General features: G+C 66.2%; 16 protein-coding genes. 3 read left to right on the top strand and 13 right to left on the bottom strand.

All coding sequences use genetic code 11. The features are described 5' to 3' along the window. Positions 1-3 precede the first annotated feature (3 nt). Positions 4-780 (top strand): polyphosphate kinase 2, encoded by a 777-nt coding sequence (gene ppk2, locus Q0L48_RS08075; protein WP_296719436.1) that lies wholly within the window; start codon positions 4-6, stop codon positions 778-780. Here ppk2 and Q0L48_RS08070 read toward each other — a convergent pair. The 6 genes from Q0L48_RS08070 to Q0L48_RS08045 all read right to left on the bottom strand — a co-directional run bounded on the left by Q0L48_RS08070 (position 777) and on the right by Q0L48_RS08045 (position 6,114). Beyond that, positions 777-1,625 carry a MaoC family dehydratase N-terminal domain-containing protein gene (locus tag Q0L48_RS08070; RefSeq protein ID WP_296719433.1) on the bottom strand — a complete coding sequence of 283 codons (849 nt, stop codon included), beginning with the start codon at positions 1,623-1,625 and terminating at the stop codon, positions 777-779. The genes ppk2 and Q0L48_RS08070 overlap by 4 nt on opposite strands. Beyond that, positions 1,622-2,848, bottom strand: coding sequence for an acetyl-CoA C-acetyltransferase (locus Q0L48_RS08065; protein WP_296719430.1), 1,227 nt, complete (start codon positions 2,846-2,848; stop codon positions 1,622-1,624). Before Q0L48_RS08065 ends, Q0L48_RS08070 begins: the two co-directional genes overlap by 4 nt. Before the next feature lie 111 nt (positions 2,849-2,959). After that, entirely contained in the window at positions 2,960-4,189 is a 1,230-nt protein-coding gene (locus Q0L48_RS08060) for a CoA transferase (protein WP_296719428.1), read from the bottom strand. A 131-nt stretch (positions 4,190-4,320) separates the two neighbouring features. Beyond that, positions 4,321-5,523, bottom strand: coding sequence for an acyl-CoA dehydrogenase family protein (locus tag Q0L48_RS08055; protein WP_296719425.1), 1,203 nt, complete (start codon positions 5,521-5,523; stop codon positions 4,321-4,323). Between the two features lie 69 nt (positions 5,524-5,592). Next, positions 5,593-5,802 carry a hypothetical protein gene (locus Q0L48_RS08050; RefSeq protein ID WP_296719422.1) on the bottom strand — a complete coding sequence of 70 codons (210 nt, stop codon included), beginning with the start codon at positions 5,800-5,802 and terminating at the stop codon, positions 5,593-5,595. A gap of 12 nt (positions 5,803-5,814) precedes the next feature. Next, on the bottom strand, positions 5,815-6,114 hold the full coding sequence (locus Q0L48_RS08045) for a hypothetical protein (protein ID WP_296719421.1): 300 nt from the start codon (positions 6,112-6,114) through the stop codon (positions 5,815-5,817). Between the two features lie 163 nt (positions 6,115-6,277). Here Q0L48_RS08045 and Q0L48_RS08040 point away from each other — a divergent pair, with 163 nt between their 5' ends. Next, entirely contained in the window at positions 6,278-7,228 is a 951-nt protein-coding gene (locus Q0L48_RS08040; RefSeq protein ID WP_296719419.1) for a right-handed parallel beta-helix repeat-containing protein, read from the top strand. Here the strand turns inward: Q0L48_RS08040 and ribA are convergent. Continuing rightward, complete coding sequence (ribA, locus tag Q0L48_RS08035) at positions 7,225-8,295, bottom strand: GTP cyclohydrolase II (protein ID WP_296719700.1); 1,071 nt, start codon at positions 8,293-8,295, stop codon at positions 7,225-7,227. The genes Q0L48_RS08040 and ribA overlap by 4 nt on opposite strands. Continuing rightward, the gene (locus Q0L48_RS08030) at positions 8,292-9,080 is read right to left on the bottom strand and encodes an exodeoxyribonuclease III (RefSeq protein WP_296719416.1); all 789 of its coding nucleotides are present in this window, start codon (positions 9,078-9,080) and stop codon (positions 8,292-8,294) included. The genes ribA and Q0L48_RS08030 overlap by 4 nt, the downstream gene beginning before the upstream one ends. 196 nt (positions 9,081-9,276) lie before the next feature. Here Q0L48_RS08030 and Q0L48_RS08025 point away from each other — a divergent pair, with 196 nt between their 5' ends. Next, the gene (locus tag Q0L48_RS08025) at positions 9,277-10,659 is read left to right on the top strand and encodes an alkaline phosphatase (protein ID WP_296719413.1); all 1,383 of its coding nucleotides are present in this window, start codon (positions 9,277-9,279) and stop codon (positions 10,657-10,659) included. A gap of 429 nt (positions 10,660-11,088) precedes the next feature. Here Q0L48_RS08025 and Q0L48_RS08020 read toward each other — a convergent pair whose 3' ends face one another. The 5 genes from Q0L48_RS08020 to pabB all read right to left on the bottom strand — a co-directional run bounded on the left by Q0L48_RS08020 (position 11,089) and on the right by pabB (position 15,067). After that, positions 11,089-11,760: an outer membrane lipoprotein carrier protein LolA gene (locus tag Q0L48_RS08020; protein WP_296719410.1), complete on the bottom strand. Its 672-nt coding sequence runs from the start codon at positions 11,758-11,760 to the stop codon at positions 11,089-11,091. A gap of 83 nt (positions 11,761-11,843) precedes the next feature. Beyond that, entirely contained in the window at positions 11,844-12,011 is a 168-nt protein-coding gene (gene rpmG / locus Q0L48_RS08015; protein WP_017664380.1) for a 50S ribosomal protein L33, read from the bottom strand. A 152-nt stretch (positions 12,012-12,163) separates the two neighbouring features. After that, on the bottom strand, positions 12,164-12,604 hold the full coding sequence (arfB, locus tag Q0L48_RS08010) for an alternative ribosome rescue aminoacyl-tRNA hydrolase ArfB (protein WP_296719406.1): 441 nt from the start codon (positions 12,602-12,604) through the stop codon (positions 12,164-12,166). Further along, positions 12,597-13,256 carry an RluA family pseudouridine synthase gene (locus Q0L48_RS08005; RefSeq protein ID WP_296719404.1) on the bottom strand — a complete coding sequence of 220 codons (660 nt, stop codon included), beginning with the start codon at positions 13,254-13,256 and terminating at the stop codon, positions 12,597-12,599. The genes arfB and Q0L48_RS08005 overlap by 8 nt, the downstream gene beginning before the upstream one ends. Beyond that, positions 13,253-15,067 (bottom strand): aminodeoxychorismate synthase component I, encoded by a 1,815-nt coding sequence (pabB, locus tag Q0L48_RS08000; protein WP_296719401.1) that lies wholly within the window; start codon positions 15,065-15,067, stop codon positions 13,253-13,255. The genes Q0L48_RS08005 and pabB overlap by 4 nt, the downstream gene beginning before the upstream one ends. Between the last annotated feature and the right edge of the window lie 46 nt (positions 15,068-15,113).

Raw genomic sequence — 15,113 nt, 5'->3', positions numbered from 1 at the left:
GGAATGGGCATGAAGCGCGGCGAATATGACAATGCGCTCGAACCGCTGACGCACGAACTGGTCAGCATGGCCCGCTGGGTCAGGGCCACGGGTGCGCGGGTGGTGGTGCTGTTCGAAGGGCGCGACACCGCCGGCAAAGGCGGCGCGATCAGCGCGGTGCGCGCCAAGCTCAATCCGCGCCAGTGCCGCACCGTCGCCCTATCCAAGCCGACCGAAGCCGAACTGACCCAGTGGTATTTCCAGCGCTATGTCGCCCACTTGCCGTGCGCAGGCGAAATCGTGCTGTTCGACCGGTCATGGTACAACCGCGCCGGGGTGGAAAAGGTGATGGGGTACGCCAGCGATGCGCAGGTCACATCATTCCTCGATCAGGTGCCGGTGTTCGAAAGGCTGCTGGTGGATGATGGCATACTCCTGTTCAAATATTGGCTGGCAACCGATCAGGAGAAGCAGGAGGAACGCCTGCGCGAACGGCTGGACGATCCGTTGAAGCGCTGGAAGCTATCGCCGATCGATCTCGCCGCGCGCGAGAAATACGATGATTACACAGCTGCGCGTGAAGCGATGCTGGCGGCGACGCATACGCCCCACGCGCCGTGGACGCTGGTGGACTTCAACGACCAGAAGCGCGGTCGCTTGACGCTGATCCGCGATCTGCTGGGGCGGATTCCCGATACGCATGAGGAACCGCCCGGCATCACCTTCCCCGATCTGGGGCGCGAACCGGTGGCGGAAAGTTACGGGGTGTTGCAACCGATTGCGGATTATCCGGTGGGCTAAAGCGCCGCGCTCGCCTGCGTCACCTGCCGCCCGTCATCGGCGAAAGCGGCCAGGTCATACCGCTCCTCGCTCTCGCGCATCGCCAGATGCAGCGGCTCGCCTGCGACAGCGGGGGACAGGCCGCGAAACCGAAACTTGCAGAGCCGGTTTGCGCCCAGCTCGCTGGCGGCGAGTTGCAGCAGCAGGCTCGCGATCAGCGGACCGTGGACGATAAGCCCGCGATACCGCTCGATGTCTTTCGCATACGGCGCATCGTAATGGATGCGGTGGGTGTTGAAGGTCAGCGCCGAGTAGCGGAACAGCAGGCGCGGGTCGGGGGTGAGCACCCGGTGTGCATCCCATCCGGCAGCGTCGAACAGGCCTTCACCCGGCGGCGGCGGGCTGAGCGGTGCGTCGGGCGCAGCCGCCTCGCGATAGACCAGCGTCTGGGTCTCGATCACCGAAAGCGTGCCGTTGGCGCGGGTATGGTGTTCGACATCGACGAAGGCGAGGCGGCCCGAACCGCCTTCCTTCTCGCTGACCGAAGCGATGCGGCTGGTGCGCTCGATCACTGCGCCGATCGCGATGGGGGCGTTGAAGGCGATTGTCGAGGAGGCCCACATCCGGCGCGGCATGGGAAAGGGCGGCAGAAAGCTGACGGCGCTATCGTCCCTCGCCGGATGCCCATCCTCGCCAAGCTGCGCGGTTGGCGCGTCCGGGGTGCACAGCGCGAAGTGGATGCCCTGCGGCATGATCGCCGGATGCGGGCGCGGCAGATCGAAGGTGGCGAGCCAGCGCGTCGCCAGCCCTTCATCGAGCCGGTCGCTGGCCGCCTGCTCCCGCCCGATCCACGCGCCAAAGCTCATGCGGCGCGCTCGAACACGGCGGCGATCCCCTGCCCGCCGCCGATGCACATCGTCTCCAGCCCGTAGCGCACCTGCCGCCGGTGCATTTCATGCGCCATGTCGGCCAGAATCCGCCCGCCGGTCGCGCCGATGGGATGGCCCAAGCTGATGCCCGATCCGTTGACGTTGAGCATATCGCGGCGGCTGTCATCCTCCGACCAGCCCCAGCCTTTCAGCACGGCGAGCACCTGCGGGGCGAAGGCTTCGTTGAGTTCGACCAGCCCGATATCGTCCCACGAATATCCGCGCCGCGCGAACAGGCGCTCCACCGCAGGCACCGGGCCGATCCCCATGCGCGAAGGATCGCACCCCGCCGCCGCCCAGCCGCCGAACCACAGCATCGGGGTGAGGCCGAGTTCCTCCAGCTTGTCCTCCGCGACGACCAGACATGCGGCGGCAGCATCGTTCTGCTGGCTGGCATTGCCCGCGGTGACGATGGCGGCGGGATCGCGCTTGCCGTCGATCGGGCGCAGAGCGCCGAGCGTCTCCATGCTGGCGTCGGTGCGGTAGCCTTCGTCGTGGTCGACAATCACCGGATCGCCGCGCCGTTGCGGGATGGCGACCGGGACCAGCTGCTCGGCAAACTTCCCCTCGGTCCACGCCCGCGCGGCGTTCTGGTGCGACCGGACCGCGAATGCATCGGCTGCCTCGCGCGTGATGTCGTAATCCTTGGCAAGGTTCTCGGCGGTTTCGATCATGCCGGTGATGACGCCGAAGCGTTCGACCGGCTGGCTCATCACCCGGCCCCGGCTGAGCCGGTCGTGCAGCACCATGTCACCCATCCGCACCCCGCCGCGCAGATCGGTGGTGTAGTGTTCGACATTCGACATCGATTCAACGCCGCCGGCCACCACGACATCGGCCATGCCGGTTTCGACCATCATCGCGGCGGTCGCCACCGCCTGCACGCCCGAACCGCAGCGGCGATCCAGCTGGAAACCGGGGACTTCCAACGGCAGCCCCGCCGCAAGCCACGCCCAGTGGCCGATGGCGGGCGCTTCGCCATTGCCGTAGCCTTGGCTGAACACGACATCGTCGACGCGCGCGGGATCGATCCCGCTGCGGTCCATCAACGCGCCGAGGATCACCGCGCCTAATTGGCCCGCATTCATGCTCGACAACCCGCCGAGGAATTTGCCCACCGGGGTGCGCAAGGGGGTGCAGATGGCGGCTCTTCTGGTCATGCTTTCAACTCTCCGTTCGCCCTGAGCTTCTCAAAGGGCTGCACTTTCTTCTGATCCGTGTCCCTCGAAGAAGGACAGTGCTTCGGCAAGCTCAGCACGAACGGACTTGGGTTATCTGTTCTCGTCGGAAAGTGCCACCGTGCCCGCATCGACCAACTTGCCGATCGCGCCCGAGGAAAGCCCCAGCCGCTCGGCCAGCACTTCCTCCGAATGCTCGCCGAGATACGGCGCGGGGCGCGGATCGCCGACCTCATGACCCGGAAGGTTCGCAAAGCTGCGCGTGGCAGGGTATTCGAAGCCCGAAGGGTTGGCGGGCGAAGGACCGAACAGCGGATTATCCGCCACCAGTTGCCTGTCGTTCGCGGCCTCATGTGCGGTACGATAGCGTTCGAAGGTACAGCCTTGCGCGGCCATGCGCGCGGCGAGATCGGCATAGTCGAACCCATCCGCCGCGCCTTGAAACAGCGTAAACAACGCGGCCCGGTGCCGGAAGCGCGGCGTGTCTCCGTCAGCAAAGCGCACGCCCAGTTCATTCTCCAGCGCAGCGATTCCCGCCTCGACCCCGAACGCCTCGACCAAGCCGACCCACTGTTTGGGCGTCAGCGCGGCGACCATGAAGCGCACACCATCCTTGCTGCGGAAATCGCGCCCGAACGCGCCCCAGATCGCATTGCCCAGCCGCTCGCGGTCGGCCCCGCGATAGAGCATTTCCGCCATCGTCCCCGAATTGGCGAGCGTTCCGATCGCGACATCGCCCAGCGGCACGCGCACCTCGCTGCCCTCCCCCGTGCGGCCCCGGTGGTGGAGCGCCGCGAGCATGGCGAAGGCGGAATAGGCGCCGGTGATGAAATCCCACGCGGGCAGCACCTGATTGACGGGCGGCGCGGTGGCCGGGTCCCAGTCCTCCGGCCCGCACATCAGCGGGTATCCGGCGGCAGCGTTGACGGTGAAGTCCATCGCCTGACGCCCATCGTGCCAGCCCATGATGCGCAGGCTGATCATGTCCGCCCGCTGCGCCGCCATCGCCGCATGGCCGAGGAAGCTGCGTTCGGGCAGATTGGTGATGCACTGGCCGGTTTTCGCCGCCAGTTCGACGCACAGCTCGCGCCCCGCGCCCGATTGCAGATCGAGCGCGACCGATTTCTTGGCGCGGTTGAGGTTCTCCCAGCTCAGAGAGCGCCCCTCGGCCGTCAGCATATAGCGGTTGTAATCCAGCCCGCCCGCCGTGTGATCGACGCGGATCACCTCCGCCCCCATCTGCGCGCAATACAGCCCCGCCGTGGGCGAGGCGACGAAGCTGGAAACTTCGATGATCGAGAGGTCGTTGAGGAGGTTGTACATCGGTCGCTCAGGCCCACCCCGCTGCGACTAGCCAGCAAGCTGGCAAGTCTCGCGCCCCTCCCGCTTGCGGGAGGGGAATGAAGCTTGGTGAGCGCAGCGAACCTAGCTGCAATGGGGCGGGCATCGGCACCTCAAGCAGTCTCCTTCCACTCGCGCAGCATGTGCTTGGCGATCTGGAGCTGGAGGATCTGCGTGGTGCCTTCGTAAATGCGGTAAATGCGCGCATCGCGGAAGAAGCGTTCGGCGTCGTATTCGGCCAGATACCCCGCGCCGCCGTAGACCTGCACCACCCGGTCGACCACCCGGCCGCACATCTCGGAAGCGAAGACCTTGAAGGCGGCGGCCTTGACGAGGATGTTCTCGCCCCGGTCAGCGCGTGCGGTGACGTCCGCCATCATGCTTTCGGCGGCGTAGATTTCGATCTCGCTGTCGGCGAGCATCGCCTGGATCAGCTGGAAATTGGCGATCGGCTCGCCAAACGCCTTGCGTTCATTGGCGTAACGCAGCGCCGAATCGAGCGCGCGCCGGGCATAGCCGGTCGCCGCCGCACCCACAGAAATGCGCCCGTTATCGAGGCTCTTCATCGCGAAGACAAAGCCCTTGCCGGTCTCCCCGCCGAGCAGCGCGTCACCCGGCACGCGCACATCATCCAGCATGATGTCGGAAATGTGCGATCCGGACTGGCCCATCTTCTTGTCGGGCGAGCCGGTCGAAACACCGGGCGCGTTCATCGGCACCAGAAAGGCGGAAACATGCGCGTTCTTGGGCAGCGCCTGCTTGTCGGTGCGCGCCATGATCAGCGCGACATCGGCGTGGGGGGCGTTGGTGATATACCGCTTGGTCCCGTTCAAGATCCAGCCATTGCCGTCCGGATCGGGCACAGCCGTGGTCTGGAGGCCAGCGGAATCGCTGCCCGATCCCGGCTCGGTCAGGCCGAAGCACGCGATCTTGCCCTCGGCGATCTTCGGATACCATTCCGCCTTCTGGGCTTCGGTCGCGCCGTTCTTGAGCGCACTCGAAAACATGCCGACATTGATCGAGAAGATCGAACGATAGGCGGGCGCGGCATAGGCCATGATGTTCACCACGCGCGCATATTGCGTCATGTTCAGCCCCGCGCCGCCGTATTCTTCGGGCACGCTGAGGCCGAACAGCCCCATCTCGCGCATCTCGTCGACGATTTCCGGCGGGATCGCATCATTGGCGATCACTTGCGGTTCGGCCGGGATCAGCCGTTCGCGGACGTAGCGGGTGAGCTGCTCGGCGAATTGCGCGAACACCTCCTCGTCCATGCCGGCATTGAGGGGAGCGGAAAGCGCGCTGGGGGCATTCATGGCAATTACAATCCTTCGGGCGGTGCCGCAGCACCGGCTTTTGGGGTCACGGCAGGATCAGAAGCAGGATCACTGGCCGCTTCGCGCCGGAGCGGCGCCGGTCGGTGTCGACTCTGGCGGAAGCGCCTCGGGCGGCAGGCGGCGCTCGTCGAGCATGTCGGCCGCATCCTCCAACGCCTCGGCCTCGCCGGGGCTGACGCCGCCGGGCGCATCGGCGCGCTCGCCCTCACACGCCGCGAGAGCGGGGACGAGCGCGGCGAGGATCAGCAGACGGCGCACGGGCTCGTCCGCCTATTCGCTGGCCTGCTCGGCAGCAGCGGCAGCCTCGGCAGCCACATCGGCTGCGGCGTCGGCAGCTTCTTCAGTGGTGGCTTCCACTTCGGCGGCAGCCTCGCCGTCGATATCCGGTGCGTCGGTCGCGGTGGCATCGGGATCGGCCACCGGCTCATCGCTGATCGCCTCCAGCGCCTCGTCCGCGGGCATTTCCACGGTGTCGGCAGTCGCCTCGGTCGAGGCGTCGTCGGCACTGCCGCAGGCTGCCAGCATCAATACAGCGCCGCTCAGGGCGGCCAGGCTTGCGCGGGTGTTCATCACTCTCTCTCCTAAGGTATCGCTGAATTGCCGCGCTTGAGCCCGGCCGTCTTGCACGTGGGGGTTTAGCCAAGCCTTGGGGGATACGCCAAGCGGCAATTGGGCCAAGCGCCAAATCATGGCTTAAGCGGTGCCTTAACCATTGATTGGTAACGCGGGGCACATGAAAGCCTATCACACCCGCGCCGCAATCGCGATCACTGCCCTTGCCCTGCCACTTGCCGCCGCGTTCGCCCAGAGCGGCGACGGCGGCTTTACCGTGGCCGAGACCGGGCGCAGCTATGCCAGCCTGCAAGCAGCCGTGGATGCGGTGGGCAACACCCGCGCGACGATCCGGATCGCTCCCGGCAACTACCGCCAATGCGCGGTGCAGGAAGCAGGCGTCATCGTCTACGAAGCCGCCGAGCCCGGCACCGTCACGCTCGCCGGGAGAGCCTGCGAGGGCAAGGCGGCGCTGGTGCTGCGCGGCACCGGAGCCGAAATTCGCGGCCTCACCTTCACCGGCATCAGTGTCCCCGATGGCAACGGCGCGGGCATCCGGCTGGAGGCAGGCAGCCTCAATGTCGCCTATGCCCGGTTCGAAAACAGCGAGCAGGGCATCCTCAGCGCGGCCGATCCGGCGATGCGCGTCTATATCACCCGTTCGACCTTCAGCGGACTGGGCACCTGCGAGAACAGCGCGGGCTGCGCGCACTCGCTCTATATCGGCGATATCGGCGCGCTGACCGTGCGCGAAAGCCGGTTCGAACGCGGCACCGGAGGACACTACCTGAAAGCGCGCGCAACCGAAGTGACGATCGAAGGCAACAGCTTCGACGATGCGAACGGGCGCACCACCAATTATATGATCGACCTGCCGGCGGGCAGCCGCGGACGGATCGCCGACAATTGGTTCGTGCAGGGGCGTGACAAGGAAAACTACTCGGCCTTCATCGCGCTGGGGGCGGAGGATATCCTCCACCCGTCGGACGGTTTGCAGGTGGTGAACAACGAAGCGCGCTTCGTCCCGGGCCTGAAGCGCAACAGCGTGTTCCTGGCCGACTGGACCGGCGAGCGCGTGGTGATGCAGGGCAACCGGTTGGCGGCGGGGCTGAAGCAGTACGAGGCGCGTTAAATCAGCAAATGCCCCGAACGATCCCGCTTGGTCGCCAGATAGCGGGCATTGTGCGGATTTTCGGGGAGCTGGTGCGCCACCCGTTCGCTGACGGTGATTCCTGCAGCTTCCAGCGCCGACACCTTGGCCGGGTTATTGGTCAGCAGCCGAATTTGGCCCGCCCCCAGCAGTTCCAGCATCCGCGCCGCCACCGGGAAATCACGCGCTTCGTCAGGCAGGCCGAGCCGCTGGTTCGCCTCGACCGTATCGAAGCCCTGATCCTGCAAGCGATAGGCGCGCAGCTTGTTGACCAGTCCGATTCCGCGCCCTTCCTGCCGCATATACAGCAGCACGCCCCAGCCGCCGCTATTCTTCGCCTCATGCGCCATCGCGTGCAGCGCGCCGTCCAGCTGCGGGCCGCAATCGCATTTGAGGCTGCCGAGGATGTCGCCCGTAAGGCATTCGGAATGGAGCCGCACCAGTGGCTGGCGGTCGCCGGACTGCTTGCCGATGATCAGCGCCACGTGCTCGCGCAGGTCGGCAGCGGAGCGGAAGGCGACGATCTCTGCGTCTTCGCTGGCCGAAACGGGCAGCCGCGCGCGGGTGACGATCCGGAGCGCCCCGGCGGCGGAATAGGCGGCCAGATCACTCGCGGCGACCGGCGCTGCCTCGCCCGCGTCCACCGGATCGACCAGAAACGCGGGCAGGATCCCGGCAATCCGTGCCAGTTCCAGCGCGGCAGCAGCAGTATCCTCCCACTCGAGCGTCAGCGCCTTGAACGGGCCTTTCAGCGGATTGCCGAGATCGAGCGCAGGATCGGCAATCGGCAGCGCATCGCGCAAGGTGAACGGCTCTCCGCCGGTAATCAGCACCGGCGCGTGCGGAACGGCGGCATCGCGCTGGTTGGCGAGTTTCAGCGTCGTCGCGCGCGCGGCGGAAATCAGCATCCGGGCGGCGCTAGCGCCCGACGCAATGGCGGTTTCGACCGGCAGCAGCACCGGCCCGCCATCGAACGCCAGCGGCCAGCCGTGGCGCAGCGCGTCGACCGCCTGCGCCGCGCGGCGTTCAGGGGATGGAGCCTCACTCAGAGGTCGAACTCCGTGATCAGCGGCACGTGATCGGACGGCTGCGTCCACCCGCGCACATCCTCCAGAACGCGGTGCGCAGTCGCTTGCTTGGCGAGGCTCGGGGAAGCCCACATGTGATCGAGCCGCCGCCCCTTGTCGTTGGTCTGCCAGTTCGGGTTGCGATAGCTCCACCAGCTGTAATACCGCTCCGGATGCGGCACATGCTCGCGCCCGATATCGACCCATCCGTGCGCGGACTGGAACTTGCCCAAGGTCTCGACTTCCACCGGTGTATGGCTGACGACCTTGAGCAGCTGCTTGTGGCTCCACACGTCGCTTTCCAGCGGCGCGATGTTGAAATCGCCGACGATCAGCGTGGGGCGATCCAGCGTGTCCGCCCAGCGTGTCATCCGCCCGAGGAAATCGAGCTTCTGGCCGAACTTTTTGTTCACCTCGCGATCGGGAACGTCGCCGCCTGCGGGAACATAGACGTTCTCTACAGCCAAATCCTTGCCCAGCACTTCCACGCCGATGTGCCGCGCCTCGCCGTTGTCCTGCCAATCGTGGCGGGTGACTTCGCGGATCGGCACACGGCTGACCGTGGCGACGCCGTGATAGCCCTTTTGCCCGCTCACCGCCTGATGCGTATAGCCGAGCGCCGCCAGCGCCTCCGCCGGGAACAGGTGGCTCTCGCACTTGATCTCCTGCAGGCAAAGGATGTCGGGCGCTGCCTCGGTGAGCAGTTTTTCGATCAGCCCTACGCGCAGGCGGGCCGAATTGATGTTCCAGGTGGCAACAGAGATCATGCGCGCGGGCTTAGGGGGGTGTGAGCCAGTCCTCAAGTAGCGAAGCGTTAGGACGACAAGAACGTCCTCAAGTAGCGGTTGCGAAGCACAGCCGGAGGCTGAACCGATAGGACGGCAAGAACGCTGTCTTTCCAGCTTTCACTTTATCGACGCATTGGGGCGCGATAGGGCGAGGCATCACTTTCGGAGACGCCCCATGACCCGCACCTTCCTTGCCGCCCTGCTGCTGTCCGGTGCCGCTTTCCCGGCCCATGCCGAGGATGCTCCCGCAGAGCCGAAGGCCAAGAACGTGATCCTGTTCATCGGCGATGGCATGGGCATTTCCACCATCACCGCCGCGCGCATCTACGAAGCGCAAAAGCGCGGGGAGACGGGTGAGGAAAACAGCCTCAGCTTCGAAAAGTTCGACAATGTCGCGCTGGTCAAGACCTACAACACCAATGCGCAGGTGCCCGACAGCGCGGGCACGGCGACCGCGATGCATTCCGGCGTGAAGACCCGCATCGGCGTGCTGGGCATCGGTCCGGAGGCGGAAAAGGGCGTGTGCGCCGATGCGCTGGCGCACCCGCTGCCGTTGCTCGGCGAGGAAGTGAAACAGCGCGGACTGGCATTGGGGATCGTCACCACCACCCGGCTCACCCACGCCACTCCGGCGAGCGTCGTCACCCGTAGCGCCGACCGCGACTGGGAAGCCGACGCCGCGATCCCCGCAGACCAGCAAGGGCAGGGCTGCAAGGACATCGCGCTGCAACTGGCCGAAGCCGATTTCGACGTGGCGCTGGGCGGCGGCACGGCGGTATTCTACGGCAAGGAAATGGACGGGCAACGCAGTGACGCATCGGCCGACCTGCCGGGCGCATGGGCTGCACGCAGCGGCGGCGTGGTGGTGAAAGACACCGCCAGTCTGCGCGCCGCACCGATGAACACACCGGTGCTCGGCATCTTTTCGCCCAGCCACATGACCTACATGGCTGATCGCACACCCGATTCGCCCGAGCCCACGCTGACCGACATGACCGCGCAGGCGATCGCGCGGTTGCAGGCCGATCCCGATGGCTTCTACCTGATGGTCGAAGGCGGGCGCATCGATCACGCGCATCACGGCGGGCAGGCAGGCTATGCGCTGGAGGAAGCGGTCGAATTCGCGCGCGCGGTGCAATGGGCGGTCGATCACACCGATCCGGAAGAGACGCTGATCCTCGTCACCGCCGATCACAGCCACGTGTTCACCATCGCCGGATATCCGCAGCGCGGGAACGACATCCTCGGACTGGTGGTGCCGCCCGCCGGGCGCGGTGAGGATGGCGGGGACGGCCAAACGCCGGTGCTGGCGGCGGACGGCAAGCCTTACACGACGCTCGGCTATGCCAATGGCCCCGGCGCGCTGCGCGGGGAACGAACCGTGCCGGAAACCGGCATCGCCGCACGGCAACAGGCAACCGTGCCCACCGGGGGCGAAACCCATGCGGGCGAGGATGTTGCGCTGTTCGCGACCGGGCCAGGTGCAGACCGTGCGCGCGGCGTGATCGAACAGAACGTTATCTACTCGATCATCCGCAAGGCACTGGGCTGGGATTGATTTTGTTTCGCCCTCAGGCGCCGGGCGCGGGCCATCCGGCCCACTTGGCTTTCCTCGCATAAGCTCGGGCGCGCGTTCGCGCTTGCGGCCGCTGCGCCGCCGTTGTCGCGACTGTGCGCTGGATCGGTCGCGCACAGCGACCGCAAGGCCAACCGGCCGCCCGCAGCGGAAGCGAAGCTGAACCGCCGAAGGGACAAGAACGCCAACCCCTAAAAAAACAAAACCCCCGACCCGGGGGCGATGGGTCGAGGGTTCCGTTTTAGCGTTCGTCACGCTTGTACAAGACAGGCCCTTTGGAAGGGTGGGCAACAGGGGGGAAACCGCCCTTCGGCCCGCCTTGTTGAGAATAATTAGCCGTTCCAGCCTTTCAGCAAGATGAACGATTGCGGGATTCTGTCGCTTTCTTACAACCGGTTGCGGCCCAGCCGTTCAGCCGGGGCGACGAGATGAACGGCGCGGATCGCGGAAGGTGAAAGTATTGTCAGCCACCGACAGACCATAGCGCTGATTCGTCAACTGCACCCGGGTGCGGTGATTCTGCGCATCGAGCGCGACCCAGTGGGTCAGCTGCCAACCGCCCGGCGCGGACGCGTTGCGCACGAAGATCAAATTGATCATTCCGAACTCGGGCTTCTTGGGATCGCGCACCTCGACACTGATGACGTCCGGATTGCCGGTCGGGATCAGCTTGCCGTAACGCTTCACGTCACGCTCGGGATCGAACAGCGCGCCCAGCGGCGAATTCTTGATCGGCCAGCGCTCGACCTGGGAAACCTCGTAATCGACCACGTAGAGCGATTTGCCGTTGGAGATGACAAGGAAATCGGAATTCTTGCCGTAATCGAAACGGATCTTGCCCGGACGCTTCAGCGTCATCACCCCGGACATGACGTTGCCCTGCCGGTCGGTCTGGGTGAAATCGGCGCGCATCGTACTGATCGCGCGCAGGGCGTTTACCGCCGCGTCGATCTGGCTGGACGATTGCGCAGCAAGCGGCGCCGGGGCGAGTCCAGCGGGCAACGGGGGGGCAAGGCCCAACGCCATCGCCCCGGCTCCAAGGCCAAGCAGCAGGGTACGAGCAGTGGTTTTGATTTGTTCCATGCCGACGCGCCTAAGGCTGCTGGCTTGAACTGTCGATGAATTAACGCGCCCGCCACAATAGAGGGGCAGGCGCGAAAGAAGCCTTACTTGATCTTGGCTTCCTTGAATTCGACATGCTTGCGCGCGACGGGATCGTACTTGCGGAAGCTCATCTTCTCGGTGATGTTGCGCGGGTTCTTCTTGGTCACGTAGAAGAAGCCGGTGCCTTCGCTCGAGACGAGGCGGATCTTCACGGTGGTGGGCTTCGCCATGGCGGTTTCCTGTCAAATCGATTGGCCCACGCATTGCCGAACGCGGGCGTCAAAAAAGCAAATGCGGCGCGCCCGGAAGGCCCGGCACACCGCTCACGCTGGCGCCATTCGCCGAATCGCGGGAAAAAGTCAAGGTGCGCCGTAAGCAGGCGCTACCAGTCCGACGCGCGCGGCTTGCCGCGATTGGCCTTGATCGTCCCGCGCGTTTTCTTGGTCTTGAGCCGCGCGGTCTTGCCCACCCGGTTGAGCCGGGTCTTTGCGCGGCGCTTGGGTTCGGTCTGCGCGTCCTCCAGCAATGCGGCGAGCTTGGTACGGGCGTCCTGCCGGTTGGCCTCCTGCGTGCGGTGGGCCTTGGACGTGACGATCAGATCGCCATTGCCCGCCAGCTTCGATCCCGCCAGCGCGCGCAACCGGGTGAACACCGGCGGCGGCAGGCGCAGCGCGTAGATATTGACGCGCAGTTCGACTTCGGTCGCGACCTTGTTGGCGTTCTGCCCGCCCGGCCCCGATCCGGCGAGGAAGCTTTCCTGCGCCAGCCGGATGGCGCGGGCGCTCAGCGGTTCCGGCGCGCTCTGATCACCGCCGTCATCCATCATGCGCCCCCAGCGCGCGGAAATCGGCCGGCAGGGCGGCGCGGGCTTCGATCGGGGTTTTGCCGGGGCGGGTGACGGTGAGGCTTTCGGCATGGAGCATCGTCCGCTTCGCCCCCGGAGCATTGCCCGCGCCATAGACCGGATCGCCCAGCAGGGCTGCGCCAAGGCCGCTCAGCGCATGCACGCGCAGCTGGTGGGTGCGGCCCGTTTCGGGGCGGAAGCGGATCAGGCTGTGGGGGCCGAGTTCGCCCACCATCTCCCAATGCGAGACGGCCGGCTTGCCCTTCTTGGCCGGGATCATCCGCCAGCCCTTCTCCTCCGAGCTGATCTTGGACAGCGCCAGTTCGATCGTGCCCTGCGTTCCCGGCGGGCGGCCTGCGAGGATGGCGAGATAGGTTTTGCCCACCAACCGCTCCTCGAACGACTTGTTGAACCGTGCCAGCGCCTTGGGATTGCGCGCCAGCAACAGGCAGCCCGACGTATCGGTATCGAGCCGGTGCACCGCCACCGGCCGCCGCAGAAAGCCCAGCTTCAGCGCGTCAAGATGGTCGTCGAGGCACATTCCGCCCTTGCGCGGACGATCGACCGGCAGGCCCGCAGGCTTGTCGATCACCAGTGCTTCGCCGTCTTCATAGAGAATGGGGAGTGTCATATCAGTTCTGCCCGTATCAGCCCGCGCAGGGCATTGCCGAGCCAGAAGCCTTGGTTGAGATCATCAAGCGTCAATTCCGCTTCGCGTGCCTTGCCCGTTGCAATCAGATGTTCGCGCAGGATTCCGGGCAACAGGCCAACGGCCGCGGGCGGAGTCAGCAGCGTGCCGTCCGGCCCGTCGGCAAAGATATTGGTATAGCTGCCCTCTGTCACCAGCCCATCTGCCCGCACCAGCACCGCTTCGTCCGCGCCCATCGCCCGCGCGGCGGCGAGCGCATCATCGTAAAAGCCGCGGTCGGAGGTCTTGTGCGCCAGCCGCCAGTCGGACGGATCGAGCGGATTGGGCAATGCGATCACCTTCACCGGCTCTGCCATGGCGTCAGGCAGCGGCCCGGTTTCGAGCGCGCTCGCGCCGCTGCGCGCCGCCAGCAGGCGCACCTTCGCAGGCGCATCGAGTTCGAAACACAGCGCCTGAATCTGGTTGCGCAAGGCATGGCGGTCCAGCGCAAAGCCCAGCTCCGCGCCGCTGCGCTTCATCCGCGCGAGGTGCAGTTCGAGCAGGGGTATCCCGCTTTCGGGATCGAACCGCATCGTCTCGATCAGGTCGCACAGCGGCGCGGCCAGCCCGGGCGCGGCGCGGCGCAGGAAACCCGCCTTGACCTCGCATTCGCGGCGTTCGGACAGTGCATCGCTATCGGCCACAATCGCCGAACCGATGCCGAGCACCGCGTTGCCCTGCCCGTTCTCGACCGGCGTGAGGCGCAGCGTGCGGATCGCCACGTTGAACGCAGCGTTGCCATCACCGTCGATCCGCCCGATTGCCCCGCAATAAGGCCCGCGCGCATCACGCTCGATATCGGCCAGCAACTCCATCGCCCGGATCTTGGGCGCGCCGGTGATCGATCCGCATGGAAACAGCGCCCGCACCAGATCCATCGCGCCCTTGCCGGGTTCGAGGCGCGCGCGCACGGTCGACACCATCTGGTGCACCGTCGGATAGGTTTCGACCGCGAAGGGCGCATCCACGCGCACGCTGCCTGCCTCGGCCACGCGCGACAGATCATTGCGCATCAGGTCGACGATCATCAGGTTTTCGGCCCGGTCCTTGACCGAGGCGGCAAGGTCTTCGGCCATGGCGCGATCCGCCTCCGGATCGGCGGCGCGGGGCCGCGTGCCCTTCATCGGCTTGACCTTGGCATCGGCCCCGTCGAGCGCGACGAACAGCTCGGGCGAAAAGCTCAAAAGCCAGTGCGATCCATCGAAGATCAGCCCGCCATATCCGGCGCGGCTGCCATCACGCAGCGCCGCGTAAAGCCCCACCGGATCGCCGCGATACGAACCGCTCAGCATATAGGTGAGGTTCGCCTGATAGATATCGCCCGCGTGGATCGCCTCCCGCAGCCGCTCGAACGCGGCGGCATACCCGCCGGCCGACAGCTGCGGCTCCATCGGCCCGATGGTACCAGCCCCCTCGGCCCGGTCGGCCAGCCAGCCCGCCACATCGCCAGCGGCAATCCGCCGGGGCGCGGCAAACAGGCCGAGCCACACCAGCGGCCCCGCCGCGCCCGAACGCGGCCCCGCCAGCGCGGCCAGCTTCGGCTCCAGCGCCAGCCCGGCCTCATAGGAAATATAGCCCGCCAGCGATCCGCCGCTATCCCGTCGCGCCGCCTTTGCCGCGGCGAGCACGCCCTCGACTTCGTCCGGACGGGTGGCCACGAACAGCGATTGCGGCGCCGCGTAAAGCAGCGCGTCGGCGGCCGTTTCCCCGGCGCGGGCATCGTCGAGCAGCACGAATGGTGATGGTTGGCCCATGCGCGCCAGCCATACCGCAAATGTCGCGCAAGTCGAGAACTTGACC

Origin of the sequence: Erythrobacter sp. (assembly GCF_024305245.1) — a bacterium.
Taxonomy (GTDB): Bacteria; Pseudomonadota; Alphaproteobacteria; order Sphingomonadales; family Sphingomonadaceae; genus Erythrobacter.
This window is presented reverse-complemented; position numbering and strand designations above follow the sequence as displayed.

Coding starts and splice junctions, on each gene's coding strand:
- ppk2 (WP_296719436.1), top strand. CDS start 4: ATGGGCATGAAGCGCGGCGAATATGACAATGCGCTCGAACCGCTGACG.
- Q0L48_RS08070 (WP_296719433.1), bottom strand. CDS start 1,625: ATGAGCTTTGGCGCGTGGATCGGGCGGGAGCAGGCGGCCAGCGACCGG.
- Q0L48_RS08065 (WP_296719430.1), bottom strand. CDS start 2,848: ATGACCAGAAGAGCCGCCATCTGCACCCCCTTGCGCACCCCGGTGGGC.
- Q0L48_RS08060 (WP_296719428.1), bottom strand. CDS start 4,189: ATGTACAACCTCCTCAACGACCTCTCGATCATCGAAGTTTCCAGCTTC.
- Q0L48_RS08055 (WP_296719425.1), bottom strand. CDS start 5,523: ATGAATGCCCCCAGCGCGCTTTCCGCTCCCCTCAATGCCGGCATGGAC.
- Q0L48_RS08045 (WP_296719421.1), bottom strand. CDS start 6,114: ATGAACACCCGCGCAAGCCTGGCCGCCCTGAGCGGCGCTGTATTGATG.
- Q0L48_RS08040 (WP_296719419.1), top strand. CDS start 6,278: ATGAAAGCCTATCACACCCGCGCCGCAATCGCGATCACTGCCCTTGCC.
- Q0L48_RS08030 (WP_296719416.1), bottom strand. CDS start 9,080: ATGATCTCTGTTGCCACCTGGAACATCAATTCGGCCCGCCTGCGCGTA.
- Q0L48_RS08025 (WP_296719413.1), top strand. CDS start 9,277: ATGACCCGCACCTTCCTTGCCGCCCTGCTGCTGTCCGGTGCCGCTTTC.
- Q0L48_RS08020 (WP_296719410.1), bottom strand. CDS start 11,760: ATGGAACAAATCAAAACCACTGCTCGTACCCTGCTGCTTGGCCTTGGA.
- rpmG (WP_017664380.1), bottom strand. CDS start 12,011: ATGGCGAAGCCCACCACCGTGAAGATCCGCCTCGTCTCGAGCGAAGGC.
- arfB (WP_296719406.1), bottom strand. CDS start 12,604: ATGGATGACGGCGGTGATCAGAGCGCGCCGGAACCGCTGAGCGCCCGC.
- Q0L48_RS08005 (WP_296719404.1), bottom strand. CDS start 13,256: ATGACACTCCCCATTCTCTATGAAGACGGCGAAGCACTGGTGATCGAC.
- pabB (WP_296719401.1), bottom strand. CDS start 15,067: ATGGGCCAACCATCACCATTCGTGCTGCTCGACGATGCCCGCGCCGGG.